The organism is Methanosarcina sp. 1.H.A.2.2 (assembly GCF_000979975.1).
Taxonomy (GTDB): Archaea; Halobacteriota; Methanosarcinia; order Methanosarcinales; family Methanosarcinaceae; genus Methanosarcina.
On record NZ_JJQL01000070.1, the window covers coordinates 27,096 to 45,480 of the forward strand.

At 43.7% G+C, this 18,385-nt stretch carries 13 protein-coding genes; 8 read left to right on the plus strand and 5 right to left on the minus strand.

Annotated features, from left to right (window positions below; genetic code table 11):
- Nucleotides 1-313 precede the first annotated feature (313 nt).
- The 5 genes from glpX (at nucleotide 314) to EO93_RS10580 (ending at nucleotide 8,656) form a co-directional block, all read left to right on the plus strand.
- Entirely contained in the window at nucleotides 314-1,402 is a 1,089-nt protein-coding gene (gene glpX, locus EO93_RS10560; RefSeq protein WP_048162502.1) for a class II fructose-bisphosphatase, read from the plus strand.
- Nucleotides 1,403-1,681: 279 nt separating this feature from the next.
- The gene (locus EO93_RS10565) at nucleotides 1,682-2,989 is read left to right on the plus strand and encodes a tRNA (N(6)-L-threonylcarbamoyladenosine(37)-C(2))-methylthiotransferase (RefSeq protein ID WP_048162503.1); all 1,308 of its coding nucleotides are present in this window, start codon (nucleotides 1,682-1,684) and stop codon (nucleotides 2,987-2,989) included.
- Between the two features lie 381 nt (nucleotides 2,990-3,370).
- On the plus strand, nucleotides 3,371-7,501 hold the full coding sequence (locus EO93_RS10570; protein ID WP_048162525.1) for a hypothetical protein: 4,131 nt from the start codon (nucleotides 3,371-3,373) through the stop codon (nucleotides 7,499-7,501).
- A complete protein-coding gene (locus EO93_RS10575; protein ID WP_048162504.1) occupies nucleotides 7,498-8,106 on the plus strand; it encodes a sarcinarray family MAST domain-containing protein in 609 nt (202 codons plus the stop codon). Before EO93_RS10570 ends, EO93_RS10575 begins: the two co-directional genes overlap by 4 nt.
- A 196-nt stretch (nucleotides 8,107-8,302) precedes the next feature.
- Entirely contained in the window at nucleotides 8,303-8,656 is a 354-nt protein-coding gene (locus EO93_RS10580) for a sarcinarray family MAST domain-containing protein (RefSeq protein ID WP_052735439.1), read from the plus strand.
- Here EO93_RS10580 and EO93_RS16895 read toward each other — a convergent pair.
- Nucleotides 8,586-8,993: a transposase gene (locus EO93_RS16895; RefSeq protein ID WP_082107627.1), complete on the minus strand. Its 408-nt coding sequence runs from the start codon at nucleotides 8,991-8,993 to the stop codon at nucleotides 8,586-8,588. The two genes, EO93_RS10580 and EO93_RS16895, sit on opposite strands and share 71 nt — an antisense overlap.
- A gap of 218 nt (nucleotides 8,994-9,211) precedes the next feature.
- Nucleotides 9,212-9,388, minus strand: coding sequence for a transposase (locus EO93_RS18670; protein ID WP_156161298.1), 177 nt, complete (start codon nucleotides 9,386-9,388; stop codon nucleotides 9,212-9,214).
- 53 nt (nucleotides 9,389-9,441) lie between these two features.
- On the opposite strand from EO93_RS18670, the gene EO93_RS18180 reads away from it, so the two are divergent.
- Nucleotides 9,442-9,618, plus strand: coding sequence for a sarcinarray family MAST domain-containing protein (locus EO93_RS18180; RefSeq protein WP_235284213.1), 177 nt, complete (start codon nucleotides 9,442-9,444; stop codon nucleotides 9,616-9,618).
- Between the two features lie 210 nt (nucleotides 9,619-9,828).
- Here the strand turns inward: EO93_RS18180 and EO93_RS10585 are convergent, their stop codons facing one another.
- From EO93_RS10585 to mmrce1, 3 genes are all read right to left on the minus strand, one after another.
- The gene (locus EO93_RS10585; RefSeq protein ID WP_048162505.1) at nucleotides 9,829-11,076 is read right to left on the minus strand and encodes a nitrous oxide reductase family maturation protein NosD; all 1,248 of its coding nucleotides are present in this window, start codon (nucleotides 11,074-11,076) and stop codon (nucleotides 9,829-9,831) included.
- Nucleotides 11,077-11,417: 341 nt separating this feature from the next.
- Nucleotides 11,418-11,891: an MFS transporter gene (locus tag EO93_RS16910; protein WP_235284210.1), complete on the minus strand. Its 474-nt coding sequence runs from the start codon at nucleotides 11,889-11,891 to the stop codon at nucleotides 11,418-11,420.
- Complete coding sequence (mmrce1, locus tag EO93_RS10595; protein ID WP_048162507.1) at nucleotides 11,888-12,757, minus strand: MmRce1 family CPBP family CAAX prenyl protease; 870 nt, start codon at nucleotides 12,755-12,757, stop codon at nucleotides 11,888-11,890. The genes EO93_RS16910 and mmrce1 overlap by 4 nt, the downstream gene beginning before the upstream one ends.
- A 414-nt stretch (nucleotides 12,758-13,171) precedes the next feature.
- On the opposite strand from mmrce1, the gene EO93_RS10600 reads away from it, so the two are divergent.
- A complete protein-coding gene (locus EO93_RS10600) occupies nucleotides 13,172-15,148 on the plus strand; it encodes a metallophosphoesterase (RefSeq protein WP_048162508.1) in 1,977 nt (658 codons plus the stop codon).
- Entirely contained in the window at nucleotides 15,145-18,381 is a 3,237-nt protein-coding gene (locus EO93_RS10605; RefSeq protein ID WP_048162509.1) for a DNA double-strand break repair ATPase Rad50, read from the plus strand. The genes EO93_RS10600 and EO93_RS10605 overlap by 4 nt, the downstream gene beginning before the upstream one ends.
- Nucleotides 18,382-18,385: the final 4 nt, after the last annotated feature.

Genomic DNA, 18,385 nt, shown 5'->3' on the forward strand with positions numbered 1-18,385 from the left:
TTCAGTAATCATAAGGTATTTTATATAAATCTAATTATATGGATTTTTTATTTGTCAGGAATAAGTACAGGTGTGATTTTGAAACGAGTTCAGTGTGATTTTGAAATGAGTTCAATGGGATACGAGTTCAAGGAATTTTACCGACAGGGCTTGCTTCGATAAACATTTAATGAGATATTTGTATCTGGATTCTTCCAATAGATATTAATATACTATTGTGTTAACAGATCACATTAACAGATTAAGGGAATATTCAGAACAGGATTTTATTCTCAGGATATTATCAGGAATCAGGAAATAAGAGTCGATTATCATGCCTCATCCAAAGACAGTAGAAGAAATGATTGAGTGCGCTGGGCCCATTGAATGTGAGTTACTTCCAAGGCTTATTCAGGTAACAGAAACTGCTGCCATTGCCGCAGCCTATCAGATGGGACGCGGGGACAAGCACTTTGCTGATCAGGTGGCAGTTGCCTCCATGCGAAGGATGCTGAATAAACTTGACATGAAGGGCATAATAAAAATAGGGGAAGGAGAAAGAGACGAAGCTCCTATGCTTTATATCGGGGAAGAGGTCGGGACAGGAATAGGAGACCTTGAGGTTGATATTGCAGTCGACCCCCTGGAAGGTACAAACCTCACCGCAGACGGCTTCCCGGGTTCGGTTGCAGTAATGGCAATGGCTGAAAGGGGAGGGATCTTCCACGGCCCGGATATTTATATGGACAAGATAGTTGTCGGTCCCGATGTCGTTCGTTATGAAAAGAACCATCCTGATGAAAGGATCGACCTTGATGCTCCTGTCAGGCACAACCTCGAAATTGTTGCAAAAGCGCTTGGAAGAAGCGTTGAAGAACTCGTTGTCGTAATCCTCGACCGCCCCAGGCATGCCCAGAAGATAACTGAAATTCGGGAAGCCGGAGCCCGTGTAAGGCTGGTTACTGACGGAGACCTCATGCCGGGCGTTGCAACCGCTATCCGCGGCTCAGGCATCCATGTAGTCATGGGTGCAGGTGGCTCGGGAGAGGCTGTCCTGACAGCTGCTGCAATCAAGATCCTGGGTGGAAAAATCCTTGCAAGGCTTGTCCTGCCAACTGTTGCAAATGGGAAACCCAAGGACAAGATTGATGAAGAAATAGAGGAAAAAATGCCCCGGCTCGAAAAGATGGGGATCACCTCTGAGAGACTTAATGATGTCCTTGATACCAACAAACTTGTTCCAGGTAATGATGTCATTTTTTCCGCAACAGCCGTAACTCCGGGCCATTTCCTGCGTGAAGTCAACCTCTTCGGCAGTGGAGATGCCAGAGTACACACGGTTTCCATGGGTGCATCCGGAGCTGTCAGGTTCACAGACAGTATTTATATCAAGGATAAGCGGGAGACTCCTCTCTACCTGTAAATCCTTTTTTCATATTTTCATTTTTAATCCTTTTTTGAAACACGGACCAGTATGAATCAGGTATCTTCTGGTATAATCAGAAAATGCGGATTATGAATGTCAGTTCTAAATCTCAGTTCTAAATTTCAGTTCTAAATTTCAGTTCTAAGTTTCAGTTCTAAATTTCAGGACAAACTGTAAAATTTCGAGTCGAAGTATTAATTCAAAGTTTTAAGTCAAATAATTCAAAATTTTAAGTCAAAGAATTCAAAGTATTAAATCAAAGCGTGAAGGCAGAGTATGAAAGTCTATCTTGAGAGTTTTGGTTGTTCTGCAAGCCAGGCATCAGCCGAGATTATGAAAGCAAGCGTGGAGAGGCTAGGGCACGAATTATTGAGCCCTGATGCTGCCGGCCAGGCAGAGGTCTATATATGCAACTCCTGTACGGTCAAGTACACAACAGAACAGAAGATTCTCTATAAGATCCGCATTATGGGCGAAAAGGGTGTACAGGTAATTGTTTCTGGCTGCATGCCCGAAGTCCAGCTTGAAGACATTCTGCATGCAAACCCCGAAGCCCATATTCTTGGAGTAAATGCGGTTTCTCGTCTGGGCGAGCTTCTTTCCTCAATCGAAAAGAGGAGAATGGAAGGGTTACCTGGGGGAGAGCATCTGGAACTGCGGACTTCCGAGCCTCTCGGCTTCCTTAATGTTCCGCGCGAGCGCTCAAATCCAAATATCCATATCTGCCAGATCTCCCAGGGCTGCAATTTCGCCTGCTCTTACTGTATCGTAAAGCATGCAAGGGGCAAGCTCCGTTCTTTCCCACCTGAGGAAATTGTAAAAGACATTCGCTCCGCAGTTGCAGAGGGCTGCAGGGAAATCTGGCTCACCTCACAGGACGACAGTCAGTACGGTATGGATACAGGCGTCAAACTCCCTGAACTCCTGCGTATGATCTCGGAAATCCCCGGCGACTTCAAGGTGAGGGTCGGAATGATGAATCCCTTTTCCGTCCTCCCTATCCTGGACGATCTTGTGGATGCCTTTGACTCTGATAAGGTTTTCAAACTCCTCCATCTCCCGATCCAGTCCGCCTCTCACTCTGTCCTGAAAAATATGAACCGCCTGCATAAAATGGATTCCGTGGACACAATCATTACGAAATTCCGTGCTCGCTTCGAGGACCTCTCCCTTTTTACCGACATAATTGTTGGCTTCTGTTATGAAACCGATGAGGATTCCGAAGAAACCATAGAATGGGTAAAAAAGTACCGCCCGGAAAAGATCAATATTTCCAGATACTCCCCCCGCCCGCACACTAAAGCCTTTTCTTTCCGGAACCTCGATTCCCGGATTTCCGCGCAGCGTTCCCACGACCTGCACAAAGTATGCGAGCAGATAAAGCTTAAGTCCAAGCAGGAGATGATTGGCTGGAAAGGCAGAGCTTTTGTTTCAAAATACACGGAAATGGGGGATGTCCTCACACGTACAGACTCTTATCGTCCTGTTGTGATTAGCGGATCTACTCTCAAGCCCGGTGAATACACGAAAGTGGAAATTACAAGCGCGAAGCCCGGCTATTTCCTTGGAAGGATTATCAGTTAAGGGTGAAGTATATCCTCATCAGTAAATGAAATATCGGTGCTCTCTGATTAATTGGTTGGGATTATTCCGAAATGACCGCAAATGGCATCTCGCGTTCTTTCTTTTCACGCGCCGCGCAAGGCTTGAGCCCGCCTGCGTACAGTAGATAAAACAAACTCTATGACCAGTGCTGGGAGCTCTAATACCAAAATATCAACCATGGAGCAGGGAACGACCTTTGTTCTTTACTTAGTTTTTTTACTTTTTTCTTTGTTTTTTACTTGCCTATCTTTTATTTTTATTTATAAATCTCTCCAGTATAAAGTAAACTATTTATGCATAAAACTATCTAATATTTTTTACATTAATCTCTTAATTTTTTATAATCTTCAATTTTCCGGAGTGAGGCATATAGCTGGGAAACAATCTATTAAATGTTCTAAATGTTCTTGGTTTTTTCAGGATACCAGCGCCTATATTCCTTATGCCATAATCGGAATTTTCATTGTCCTTGCTGCAACCTTTACCTCGGTCTACCTTTTGAAAATGGACAGCGAGGTTGCCGAAACAATCTATACTACAGAGAAAAGCGATCCCAGGCAGACAGCTATATCCCTTGCGGCATCTGACCTTGCTCGCTGCCTTAACTATGCCGGGACGGAAGCCCTGGAGTGGCAGGGAGAACATCCTGTGATCCTGCCCGATGGTGCTCCGGTTGAAAGGTTCTCTGAAGATCATTTTATGGTAATTCCGCAAAACCAGAACCTTGAGAAGGGAGACACACTTCAAATCTTCATAAACCTGCCCTCAGACGTCTGGGGTAAAGTCGAATCGCTATGGAAAAACAGGGACGTTGTCCTGGTTGTAAATGACTCTTCTGGACAGGAAATTAAACGTGTGAACTATGGACAAGCTACCGGTTTTCTTCAAAAAGTTTCCTTTGACGAATACATGGAAATTCCGGAAACTGCAGAATCCGGGTATGCATCCATTGAACTCTATTATGGAGACGAACTCAAAGCCTCAGACTGGTTCCGGATTGAAGCAAGCCCCATAAAGGATATTGCGGCAGAGGCTTTTAACCGGCTGCTTTCGACAAACTACCAGGGCAACAGCCACACCTTCATGGAATATGCCATTAATGTAGAACCTGAAATAGAACCCGAGCAGATCAAGGTAAGAAAAGTTAACGGGACCCTGCAGCGGGAAATATCTCCCTCTGGCAAAAAATATACGATTTACTATATCTTCGAAATTCCTCTTTTGAATTACACCCTTGTGGACCTCGAATCCGGAGAAACGCTCAACATGAGTATGAATCTCTCCACCCTTATCACCTCAAGGGAACCTCTGCTCGAAGAACTTGTCAGGGAATATGAAACCGCACTTGGGACATCCTCAAGCCTGGACTCCACTTCCAATCTCGTACTCGGGGCAACAAACCTGAGGACTTTCATCTACGGCCCCTGGCAGCACTATGCACATGGCCCTCTCAATATTCTGACCAACCCTGCCCTTGCAAGCTCGGTTAACGGAGCCACCCTCTATACCCAGAAAAAGGTTTTTGACTCGGTTGACCCCCTGGCTCTTACATACACCACTTACTACAACGGAAAAGTCCTGTATGAAGACATCCGCGCCTCCAGCAATTCAAAAACCAGCCCGAGCCTTCTGAACTCAACCGGTTCGAATGCTTCTGGAATCTTCTATGAAGCAGATGAAGGCGTAAACCTTACGACTACCTACGCTTCCCTTGCAGCAAACAGGTCTTTTTCCCTGGACGTGGAAGACGGCATAGAAGAATCCCTTGCGGAAGCAAACACTTCTTATGACGAGCTTTCCGAATATTCTGAAATAACAGTCTCAGCCTCGGACTACACAGAAGGAGTCCTCGACGGCTGGGTCTTCAATGACCATGTGTGGGAAGAGGAAACCCCTGACCTTATCCATGATGTTGCAGACAGCGTTTACACGGCTCCGGTTCAGGGACAGATTTTAAGGGACGGTCTCAACTCTCCTGACCCTCTGGCTTCAACAATCACAGCGGATTTTGACCGGGATTCGGTTTCATACAGCGGGCATACCGTTAGCTGGGACTCTGATTATCTTGCATCGGGTACGCATGCAGGGTCACGTGTGCCCTCTTACTCCTGGAGTAACCCTGTTACGAATTTCTATTCTGAGACTATGGACCCTGAAATAGACCCTCCAAGAGGGAAGCTGAAAAGCTGGTATATTACGGATGCCTCTGTTAGATTGAGTTCCGTGGAAATAACCGACGTAAGAGTCGAGCCCCATTACGAGTACAGGGGTAATGACGTGCTTGTTGCCGAGTACAGGACCGACGACGGCTATCTCAGTAGAGAGGACCATATTTTTGATTGGGGCATCCGGTATGATATATATTATAACATCAGGACAACCTGGAAAATTAATTATGACTATACATACAAGTATGTCTGGCACACTATCGTCAAGCATAAGGATGGCACCAGCACCACAGAAGCACGTTATGCCATATCAAGCGGCTCGGATTTGGAATTTGTAAGCAAAACAGACCCCGAATCCCTTTTCCACACCGAAACAGAATCCGAAAACTTTACGATAATTTACCACCAGCGCCCTCCCACAGGCGGCTATACGGGCATATCAATCTATACCGACCCTACAGAAAGGGAATACAGGAAAACAACCCTGTATACTGCCGGTGCAGAGAGGTTTGACCCCTGCTGTTCCGATGCCGCAGATAAATACAGGGATGCTTATGTGAATATCAGGACGCTCGAAAGCACTTTCTGGACTTACCCTGACGGGATGTATCTCGCACAGCGCGCCGTCAACTGCGATATTCCACCCTGGCTGCACAGGGTGATGGCTGACGAAGTCCTGGCAATGCTTGATGCTGTTGAAAGTGACAACCCTACCTTCAGCTACTCTCTCCTTGACTCTCCAGGCCAGGACCCGACAGACCTTCAGGTGGAAACTGCCGAAAAACTAATTTTTGACCTTGAAGCAAGCCGGGAAGCCTACGTAAATAAAGAGCAGTACCTCACCTCTTCCGGAGATATGTATGCATCCAGCGACTCCGCCCGTTACATTGCAAGAAACGAAGCCTACAACAGGCTGCTGGACGACATCGAGCAGAAGAACAAAAAACTGGATTCCGACCTTAACTCCTACATCCTTGATGCCCTTGAGGAAAAAGGCCTCAGTACCGGCGCGTTTGACAGTGTGACCTCAGGTCCAATGACCCTTTTCGATAACCCTGCAATGGATATGGCTGCCTCCGCGCTTGGGCAGGAAATGGGCATCATCTCCACAATGAAAGTCACAGGCCAGCCTGAAAGCAAATACAACTGGACTGAAAACCTGACCCTCATCGTTGACCAGAAGCCGAACTACCTCTACCACGACCCGGACTTCGACCTCAGGGGAGAATACGAGTGGGCTGATTCCATGGGTGGGAAAACAATCTACCCCCTCGGCGTCCGGAACACCTGCATTTTCACAACCAACATCTCCGAAGAAATTGCAGACGCCATATCCTCAAGCGGCGAATACGTAAAAACCGAAACCGCACAGCAGATCAGCCAGAGCATTTCCACCCTTAACGCAGAAGTTTACCTGCTGGAACAGAACCTCAGCGAACAGGAAATTTCCCTGGACACAGCCCGACTTAACACGGAAGTCTACAACCTGAAACTGGTCTATGCCCGGGAAATGAGGCTTCAGATAACTGAAGAGGTAGCTTCCGAAGTAAGTTCAAATCCGGTTGTTTCAGGCTGGATAGAAGAAGACCGCGTCCGTGCAGTCACAGTTAGCTATCTTAACAGCCTCTCCGATGAAGAGATAATTGAAAAATCCACCACAGACCAGCTCGCAACTGAACTTGCCGCCGCCGTAATAACTGAAATCAGAAACTCAAATCCTTCGGTGGAACCCGATGAGCTGGAAGCTACTTTGAACAGGGTCGATACAGATATTAGAATGGGCGTTGCAAACGGCATCTGTGCAGTCACGGAAAGCAAAGGTGAGGCTATTGATATTCTTTTTGGGAAAATTGACGGTGAACTGAAAAATATGGCAAATGAAACCGTGGATAGGTATTCTGGGGAGATAGCAGACAAAGTCACAAAAAGGCTGGACAGGACGATGGCAGCTGTTCCTTGCGGGCTGCCGGTACTGCCCCCGCATTGGATTTTTACGGTTAATGTGTGGACTTATGAGGTGATGGGAGAATATGAGGTGTTTACTGTTGTCGATAATGATAACGAGGTGATTCCTAAACCTTATTTCGGGCATGAAGGGCAGAAGTACATTAGACAAGATGAGCTTATTTTTCATCCAGGTGATACTCAAAATGGAACTTTTCTCCGGCTCGGAAAAAATACACCAATTACATTTCAGATGAATGGATATTCTGCGACAGTTGTTGGACCAGGGCCAAAAGGAGTTGGAGATAAGATTGGTGGAAGTTTGGAAGAATCAATTGGCTATGATGATCTAGTGGAAGAGTTAGGAGGAGAGACATGAACAAGAAATTTTTCTTAGTAAGTCTATTTATTATTTTGATACTAATCCCAAGTATAGCTACAGCAAGTAGCCCTTATGGTAAAATGGGCGTTTATTATAATGGAAAACTATTACCAGGAGAAGAGGTCGCAAAACCAGTTTTGAAGGTTGGGGAGCCATTTGATATCGGGATTAATTTAACAGTCAATCAAAAATGTCATGTCTCCGTAATGTTGTCCGAAATTGGAGATGATAATTTTGAGATAGTTTCTGGTCCAACTTCAAAAATGAAAGATTATGGAACAGAAGTTTTGGATAAAAATTCTAGTAAAATGTATGAATGGACTGTTAAAGCCACGGATAACTGGGTAGGGGGATCTTTACCAATTAACTTAGTATATCAAATTAATGATTTCGATACGGGCGATATTTTAGTAAAAGGAAAATTCACAGTCGCTTACTGTACCATATCTAAAGAATATTACGAAGGCGAAATTCCCACTTCTGAGGAGCAACCAGTTTCAGAAACCGAACCTTCGTCCACATCCGCATCCACGCCAGCTTTCAGTTTAGTAACCGCCATTTCGGCACTTGTACTTGTATTCCTCAGATTCTCCCGCCAGTAAATGCTGTGATGGGGGATGAAATTTATTTTTAACTCGATTAACTCCAGTTATTCTGAATACCGGGTAGATTACATTTCATCTACAGATAATCTGCTACAATCGTTTGGCCTGGACCAAAGGGATTTTGAGATCAATAGGAGCTGAAATTGAAAATCGATATGTATGATGCTCTTTTAACAAAGCTTCGAGGGTAAGCATGAGACGAAAAGTAGCAATAATTGGGATAGTTTTAATTTTATTTACGGACATAACGTCTGCATATAATCCTTATGGAGAAGTCTATGAATATGATCTTTATTTCAATAGCAAACTTTTAGATACTACAGAAGTCCCAAAACCGATATTGAAGATAAATGAACCATTTACAGTGGGCATTGATTTTAAGATGTATAAAAAATGTGAATTGTCTGTGATGCTAAGCGAGACCGAAAAGAATAATTTTTATGTGATAAATGGTTCAACGCAAAAAATGAATGAGCTCATCCCAAAACTTGATTTAACCTCATTATTGCTGCTAACATTACAACTCCCAAGTATGATCTTTCTTTGATTTCATATCTTGGAAATACTTTCTTGCATGACTCTATCCAGCTAAAGAACCTTTCTACTGCACTTTTCTTTTTGAATTCGTCCCAATCTACCTTTATTGGTCTTCCTCTCTTCTTTTTCTTTCGATTTCTTATGTTTACTGGTATATTGGACTTTATTCCTCTTCTTCTTTTATATTTTCGAATTTCATCGGTATCATATATTACATCAGCTGTCACTTTGGAAGGCCTGTTTACAGGCCTTCCTATAGGTCTCTGTATCTTGAAATTTTTAAGTGTAGGTACATAAAGTGTGGAGTCGTTCTCATTTGCAGGAACAACAATTATAGAGAGGGGCAGACCCTATAAATCTACTAAAACACTTCTTTTTACTCCTTTTACTTTCTTGTAGCCATCATAACCGATGTTTCCCCTTTTTTAGCAGGAACATCCTTTGTATCAGTAAAGCAATGAGAAAGATCTATTTTCTTCAAGTCATAACCTTTGTTTAAAAGTTCATTGAAATTCTTCTGATAGGTACCATGTTCACACAGGTAGAGATGAAATCTATGAACTGTTTACTTAGAGCCATAGATACGAGGAACATCTTTCCAAGTACAACCTGTTGTAACGACATACAAAATTCCATTCATTAACTTCCTTAAGTCTGCATGAGGCCGGCCTGTGTGTGGTTTCTGTGGAGGAAGATAAGGTTCTATGGATTTCCACAGAACATCATCGATTCCCTGAATAATATGACACTAAATATATAATTTCAACACAATAGTAGTTTCGGGATCGGCTCAATATCTATACCGGGGATGTTGTAGAGGAGAATTCCGTTAAATCATATGAATGGACAGTTGCTCCAACCGAAAGTTGGGCAGGTGGATCCTTACCAATCGATTTAGTATACCAAATTAATGATTTTGAAACGGGAAAAATTTTAGTTACAGCGGGTTCACCATTGCTTACCCATATATAAGTACCGAATACTATGAAGGCCAGACTCCTGTCTCAACATCACCAAAAACTACAACTTTCCCTGACTCAACTCCTGACTTCACAGCTATAGGCACTCTCCTTTCACTGACAATGATCCTTGCAGTATTCCGCCGCTATAAATTTCCCCAACGCTCGGAATCCTTAATAAGTTTCATTGTTGGCGTAAACTGAATACCGTATATGGTAGTTCTCATTTTCCTCTCCTTTTTTTAACAATTATAGCTGCTAATAAAAGAGCATTGATTATTAAATCAAAATTTATAGGTGCTTGCTTAATTTCTGTATGATTTCTTTGGGGTATTTTTCCATTGTCTTTTAATGGAAGGTAATCCCATCCATCATACTCTACGTCATACCCTTCATCGCAAATCCCATCACCATTTAAATCTGGCAGTTCGTGACTTATCCCATTTCCACCGTCATCTAACCAGCAATTTCCGGCAATATAAGATTCGCCAATTATGTTTTCTCCGGGTGTTTTGCTAACGTTCCAAGTGTTAAGGCCATCGCCCCATGCAATATTTGTTGGGTTTCGGAAATAATTGTTGTAGATTAGATTGGAATAAGCACTTGCAAACTCTATACCATATGTATTATCCATAACCACATTGCTGCTGATGTTGTTATGTTTTGAATCATATATGTTAATTCCCTGTCCATTTTCAATAATCCAGTTATTGACAATTACATTATTATCTGCCCAGCTTATAGAAATACCATCATTTTCATTTCCTTGTATCAAATTGTCGTATACCAAACTATTATCTGAATCATGAATCAAGGTAATCCCGTTCCAGTTCTCAGATAAGTTGTTTTCGTGGTATACGTTACCAATTTCGCAGTAATCTTCCCATATTGCACCACCCGATTTTGTAATTGTATTTCTTCGAATTAAATTATTTCCTGCTAAATATAGGTCGATTCCTTTTCCACCTTTTTTGCCTTCCATATAGTTATCTTCAATTATACAGTTGTAAGACCTTACTATTGTAATCCCTTTCTTACACCCAGTAAATATATTATTTTCAACAGTAACATTTTCATTATCCATAATAACTATGCCATAATCTTGACCAAGTCTGTAGTACGAAGTGATAGTAATTCCTTTAAATACAGTATTGTTAGCATCGATCTCTACTGCAACAACATCTGGAAGAGGAGCTTTTATTGTCACATCTGTTGGATCTCCGGTTTTAGAAACTATAGTCAAAGGTTTGTCGATGACCAAATTTTCAATATATACTCCGGATAAGACAATTATGTTGTCTCCATTCGATGATTCGTTAATTGCAGCCTGTATAGATGTATATTTCTCAGAGCCATTAACATCAACAGTTATATCTCCGGCACAAGCAATAGGTATGCTTGCGGGTATCGCTATCACCAAGAAGGCTAAAAAGAAAAATTTCTTTACAGACTCTAGTAATTTTTCTACCATGTTCCTTGGAACGTCGAGTAAACTAATAAATGTAATGAAGAAAAATATCTTCAAAAATATTCGTTGACATATATTTTATATTTTGAACTTAAAGTACAGGCAATGATAAAATTTCATTTAACTACTTTCCGCAGTAGTTTTTTGAAAATAAATATTTTCACAATAGCTTTTCAAAACATATTTACTGCATCCATGCCAGCTTTTACACTTGCCGGCGCGATTTCAATTCTTGCATTGGCTTTTGTCCTTTTTCGCAGGTGAAAATCCTGCATGGAGACTTATTTTTGGGCCTATCCTATATACATTCTAAAAATACGAAATTCAAAAAAGTGAGTTTTGAGTTACAGGATAAGCTCGCCTTTTGGAAATTTTCTAAAAGCTGCCATGCTGTTTGCGACAAAGCCCCCGCTGAGGTGTTTTAATGCTTTGTAATGGTCGCCTGCATGTATGTATTCAGCATGGGAGATTGCACGGAATAAGATTGCAATCCCAAGATAAATTTGCCAGAGTTCAATATTGCCTTTTAGCATCATAATAAATATGAAGAGAAGCCCAAGCGTTGATCCAAAATCCCCGAAAATCATCATTAAACGTCTATCATGACGGTCTGCCAGTATACCTCCATAGGGTTTCAGTAAGAAGGGGGGCAAAAAAGCACACATGAGTATAAAGACATAACTTGAAGTTGTACCGGTTTGTTGATATACGTATACTCCTAAGGAAAAAGTAGTAAGGCCACTACCTATTATTGAGATAAATTGTCCAAACCAGATAAGAAGGAATTTGGAATAGTGATCTGTAGAATTATTTGTCACTCAGTTAACTCCGGTGATCCTGTAATTCTCGGTAACTCGTCAACTCCAGTAGTAAGATGTTCTTTCGAAAAAGCCATCTTTTTGTCTAATATGATAATAATTGCAGCAACGATAGTAATAAGCACAGTTTCAATGCACTTTGCAAATTGGGTCATTTGCAGAGCTTCCTGCGAGAAATTGATGACAATGTGAATGAGAATCACTGCCAGAACACTTTTTCCATTTTTTATGTAGAACCAGCTGATAATCACTCCCATAGGGATGATGCTGACAAAAAAATTCACCGCATACCAGATGTTTTCGTGGAAAATCACGTACTGATACATGCCATTGACAAAGATCAGCGGGAAGTGCCAGAGCGACCAGAGTATACTGAAAACAATCGCTGCCGTAAAGAAAGTGCGCCGGCTTTGCAGACTTTCAAAGCCGTATCCTCTCCATCCAAGCTCTTCAAAAATTGAAGCCAGGATAAGAGTAAGAAACGCAGGGATAAGCCCTGATGAAAAAGAGTATTTTTCAGCAAATTGAAATTGAGAGGTCGATCCTCCAAATGGAAGAGACAGAAAGATAGATACCAGAATAGTGAGTGGCATTATTAAAAAAAATGCAAGTAGTACTTTTGGCCTTATTAACCTGAGATTGATAAGCCGGTTGATAAAATCCTTTTTTAGATCCGAATTCTTAGACGTAAATATCATAAAAAGTGATATAAGAAAAGGTGTCATCATTCCAGCTAATATTAATAACGTACCCAGTCCGCTATCATCCTGAAAACTTAAATATGCCCCTGCAAACCAGAGAGCATAGGTTATAATAAAAGTCGCAGTAAAATATACTCCGGGTTTGTACTTATAGTTAGGAATCATTTTATTCACCTAAATTTTAAACGCTTTGGTATTGGCCTTATTTTTTGTACTTATATTCATTTTTAATAGTCAAAGATATAAAAAATTTATTACTTCTTTTTATTTTAAATAAAAACGTGCGAATAATATAACAAGTTATGTAATGCCGAATATATCATCAGTCCTTATTGTGGAAATTTGTTCGATAGTAAAAAAGGCATATCAGTTCACCTTTATCCCTGCCTGAAGCGTTCCTGTTTTGATATGTACATGAGAGGACAGGGCAAGCAGCGAAGAAGTGAAAGTGATAAGATTCCGATTTTTTGACGGGTTATTTGCATTAGTTTCCATATTCGGCTGAAACGTGTTTCTGTAGAAATGAGTTAAATACTAATATACAAACCCTTATACCGTTAAAACCAGAGACTGATATTCATGGTTCAGGAAACAAGGATACTCCACACAGCAGACACGCACCTGGGATACCGGCAGTACCACAGCGAGGTACGGAGGCAGGACTTTTTTAAGGCTTTTGAGGTAGTCATTCAGGACGCGGTTGACATGCAGGTTGATGCTGTCGTGCATGCGGGGGACCTTTTTGATTCGAGGAACCCGACCCTTGAAGACCTCCTTGAGACGATGAACCTCCTGTTCCGGTTGAAGGCTGCAAACATACCTTTTTTTGGAATTGTCGGAAATCACGAGAGCAAGCAAAATACCCAGTGGCTGGACCTCTTTGAGGAAATGGGGCTTGCAATAAGGCTCGGAAAAACACCCCAACTGGTAGGGGATACAGCAATATACGGGATAGACAGCGTCCCGAAGTCAAAGATTCCTCTTTACGATTATTCAGGGTTTGAAGTTCCGGAATCCCTGCCGGAAAACTGCAGGAACCTGCTTGTAATGCACCAGACCGTGCAGCCTTTTCCTTATGCGGACTGGGACTGCGCCGAGACGCTTGCAAACCTTCCTTTTAAGGTTGATGCAATTCTCCTCGGGGACTACCACAAGTACGAGAAAATAAAGGTGGGGGAAACCGAGACCTGGGCTACATACCCGGGCAGTACCGAACGCAACAGTGCATCCGAAAATGATCCCCGTTCTTACAATATTATCACTCTTTCCGGGGAAGGGCTGGAAATCAGCAGACGGACCATCCCTACCCGAAACTTCCTGTTCATTCCGGCAAAACTTGACGGGGAAGAAAAGCCTTATGAACAGATTTATTCTGCCGTTAACGAGCACCTCGAAGAACTCCCGGACTCTGTTGTGTTCCTGGACATCTCAGGAGACTCAGGTCCAGTCCTTTCCTTCAGTGAGATTGAAGAATACCTGTTGAGCAAAGGAGTGCTGGTGGCAAGGGTCAAAGACCTCAGGATAAAAGAGGCCCTCCTCGATGAGGTTGTGAAAGTTGCATTTTCCGACCCTGACCATGCGGTTGCCGAAGAAATCAACAGGCTGAGCTTAAACGACGGTGGGCTGATAGTCGATGAGATTATCCGGAACCCGGGCGTGTCAAGGTCAAGGGTGGACGAAGAAACAGAGAGCCGGCTTTCGGGATTGATTGAAGCACTGGATTTCAAAGACCCTAATTTCAGGATAGAGATTCCTGTCAACCCTGTTATCCCGGTCAGCTCTGCCAGCCCTGTTAGCCCTGTCAGGATTGGAGAGCCTGAAGAATTCAAACCGGTGGGTGCGGCTGAACCGGTTGAAAATCCAGAGCCCGCCGGAGGGGCTGAATTTGAGGCGGCAATTGCCGAAAAATCTAAATTCCTGAGGGCTTTTGCAAGAATTGAAAGCTCCGAATCTCTCAATAATAGTTTTGAAGATTCTGATGAGAGTCCTGAATCTCTTGATAAGGTCTGTGAATCTCCTGTTGAGGGTCATGAACCTCCTCATGTCCCCGTAATATGCGGAAATACTGAATCACTTAAAGCCGCCGGTTCATGTGAAAATGCTGAATCTGTAGGGGCATCCGTAGAGATCGAAACGCCCAAAACTGCTGTTAATTCTTTGGCTGAAGCCCCCTTCCCATCCGATATTTCGCAGGAAACTCCCGGAACCCCTGTAGAAATCCCTCCAGTAATCCCTTCCGAAGGTGGAAAAAGAGCTGAGCTAGGGATAAATACCGGAAATAAAACCGAAGCAGAAGACGCAGAGTCTGGAAAGCTTCCCGGGTCCGGGGGAGAAGCAAGTCCCGAAAAAGATGGAGAGGGCAAAACCGAAGAGCCTGCGGATGAAAAGTCCCCGGATGAAAAGTTCCCGGATGAAAAGTTCCCGGATGAAAAGTTCCCGGATGAAAAGCCAGCCCAGGCTCCGGATAGAGCCGGAAAACCGATAAAACAAAGCCATAAAAAAGGAAAAGAAAAGCCTGCTGTGCCCAAACAGTATAACCTTGGTGATTACCTGTGAAGCTGAAAAATCTGTACATAGAAAATATCCGGAGCTACAAAAAGCTGGACTTCACTTTCGAAGACGGAGTGACAGTCATTTCCGGGGTAAACGGGAGCGGGAAATCAAGCTTGCTCGAAGCCTGCTTCATGGGGCTTTTCGGAAGCAAGATCCTTTCAAAGGACTTTGTGCTTGCGGACATGATCTTCAAAGGGGCCGAGAATGCAAAAATCAACCTCGGCTTTGAACATATGGGGCGGGAATATCTTCTTGAGCAGGCTTTCAGGTACTCTTCGAAAAGTGAAAACGCTTCAAGCTCAAGGTGCGTGCTCTATGCTGACGGGGAGAATATTGTCGACCAGGCGACCCGCACCTATGATGAGGTCTGTTCCCTCCTGAACATGGATGAAGAGGCGTACAGGAACTGCGCTTACATCCGGCAGGGGGAAATTGATGTGCTTATCAATGCAAAGCCAAAGGACAGGCAGCGCATGATTGATGACCTGCTCCAGCTCGGAAAGCTTGAGGAGTACCGCGAAAGGGCAGGCTATGCGAAGACGGCTGTCCGAAGGCTTGAGAGGGATGCAAAAAACAGCCTTTCAGGCGTGAAAGCCGAAATCGAAGGGCTTGAAGGCACGGAGCCCGTAGCAGCCCTTAACAGGCTCAGGCAAAAAGTGAAAGAAACTGACGCTGCCTTAAACGATCTTAATGACAAAAAAGAGTTTGCGGTTGCTCGTAAAGGAGAACTCGACCTCAAGATTGCAGACTACAGGGAACGACTGCAGGAAATTGAGGCTTTGAAACAGGCTATCCATAAGTCTCAGGAGGATAAGGCTGGCTGTTTCAGGGAAAAGGAAGCTTTTTCAGGGGAAGTGCAGGGACAAAGGCGTGTTTTGCTCGAACTCGGGGACGAAAATGCCGGTCTGAGAGACGAATACGGTTTTGGAGACATCGAAATTGAAGCTCTGCTTCTGGGCCAGGAAAAAGAGGAGTTTTCTGCCAGGGAAAAAGTAAATGCCGCATCAAAAGAACTTGCCCTTCTCCTTAAAGAAGAAGAAACCGGCGTACAGGCATTACGCGAGCTTGAAAAAGAGAAAGCTGACGCTGAGCGCACCCTGATTGAGTGCAGGGCAAGTATTGGGGCTGCAAATAAGGAAATTGAAGAGCACAGGGAAAACATAAGGAAGCTCGAAGAGGAAAACAAAGGGCTGAGAGAAAAAGCAGGCTTTAAAATAGGCTTTAAAGCAGATTCCGGAGCTGATGATGACATAATTTCAGTCATAAAGGAACTTGAAGAAAAGGAAAGCCTTCTCAGGGACCGGAAAAATGAGGTTTCTACAAAGCTTGGCTTCGCCTTTAAGGAAAAAGAAACCGGCAATCTGAACCTACTCGATCTTGAAAAGGAACTGCAAAACAGCAGGGCTGCAGTCCTGAAAGAAAGTACGGAAATCGAGGTTCTTGAAAAGGAACTCAAGAATAACTCAAAGGAAGTACTGGAAGTCCAGGAGCAGAAGTCCGGGGTTTTAGCGGGGCTGGAGGGGCTCGGCTTTACCGGAGACCAGCTCGAAAACCTGGAAGATTTCAGCGAGCTTCTGCTGGAAAACAAAAACAGGCTGCATGGGAAAGAAAAAGAGCTTGAGGCTACTTTAAGGGAACTTGAAAACAGCCTCCGTAAAAACCGGGAACTGCTTGCCGAGGGGAAGTGCCCTACTTGCGGGCAGGAACTTAAAGGGTCAGAAATCGCATGTACAACAGAAGAATGCGAACAGAAAAAAGAAAAGCTTGCCTCGGAACTCACGGATATAAAGCTCCAGAACGCTGAACTTGAGAAAAAACTCAATCGGCTCAAGGATGCAAAGAAGCTGGAGAAGCGAATCTCCGATTATGACATTGAAATTGAAAAGCTCCTGGAGAAGGCAAAAGCTTCCGGGAAACTGATAGAGACCCACAGAGCTCGGATAGAGGAGGACTCCCTGAAGCTTGAGAGCCTTGGTAAGCGAAAACAGGAACTCGAAGCCGCAATGAGTCAGCTCCTCCCTGACATTAAAGCTCTGCAAGATCAGGAAGAAGCGGCTCAAACCGCGCACAGTGAAGGTGAAAAAGCTCTCCGTGAGGCAAAAGCTTTTGAAAGAAAGCTTGCCGAAAATGCCTCTGAAATTGAAGCCCTGAACGGAAAAATCCGGACATCTCTTGCGCTTATAGAAAATTACGGGCAGAGGCTTGGAGAACTCAATGAAAAATTAAAGGCATTTGCAGAAAAGGAAGCCCTGTCAAAAGAAAAACTCAAAGTTCTTGAACTTGCCCTTGAAGCTATGCGGAAAAAGGAAGATGAAGCAAAAAGAGCCCATACCGAAAGTGAAAAGCTTCTCGGCCAGGCCAAAAAGCTCCAGGCTAACCTGCTCCGCATGGAAAATCTCAAACATAAAATCTCCGAGCTTGAGACTGCCATAAGGAACCTGGCAGAAAAGGTGGGTTTCTTTGACCGCGAAATCATTGAACGCGGTGAGAGGATAAGGCAACTGAAAGAAAAACTGGAAGGAAAAGAGCTTGAACATCTCCAGCATGACCGCGCCCAGTTTGAACTTGCCCATACAAAAATTATAGAGAAAATCCGGGAAACAACCGCTGAAAAAGATGTTCTTCTTAAAGAAATCGGCATGATTGAAAACAGCTTAAAACGTCTCCGGGAACTCAAAGAAGAACTGAAAGCTCTTGAAAACAGGCGGTTGTACCTTGAAGCCGTATACAGCAATGCCGAAGAGCTTGAAAATACCTATCTGCGCGTCCGGGCTGATATGCGGGCAAGGAACATAGGTGCCCTTTCCGTCCTCTTAAATGAGATGTTTGGTTTCATGTATACAAACAATGCTTACTCCCATATCGAGCTTGACCCCGAGTACAATCTGACTGTCTACAGAAAAGACGGCACCCCCCTCGAGCCCAAACTCCTCAGCGGAGGCGAGCGTGCAATCTTCAACCTTGTCCTGCGCTGTGCCATCTACAGGCTCCTTGCCCTTGGTTTTGCCGGAGACCGTGCAGAAGGGCTTCCTCCTATGATCCTCGACGAACCCACCGTTTTTCTGGACCGCGGGCACATCCAGCAGCTTTTGAAACTCATAGACATGATGCGCAGCATCGGAGTAGGCCAGATCATAGTGGTTTCCCATGACGAGTCCCTGATCGATTCGGCAGACCATGTCTTCCAGGTAGAAAAAGACCCTCTTACCAATATGTCCTCAATTACAAGGCTCTGAAAAG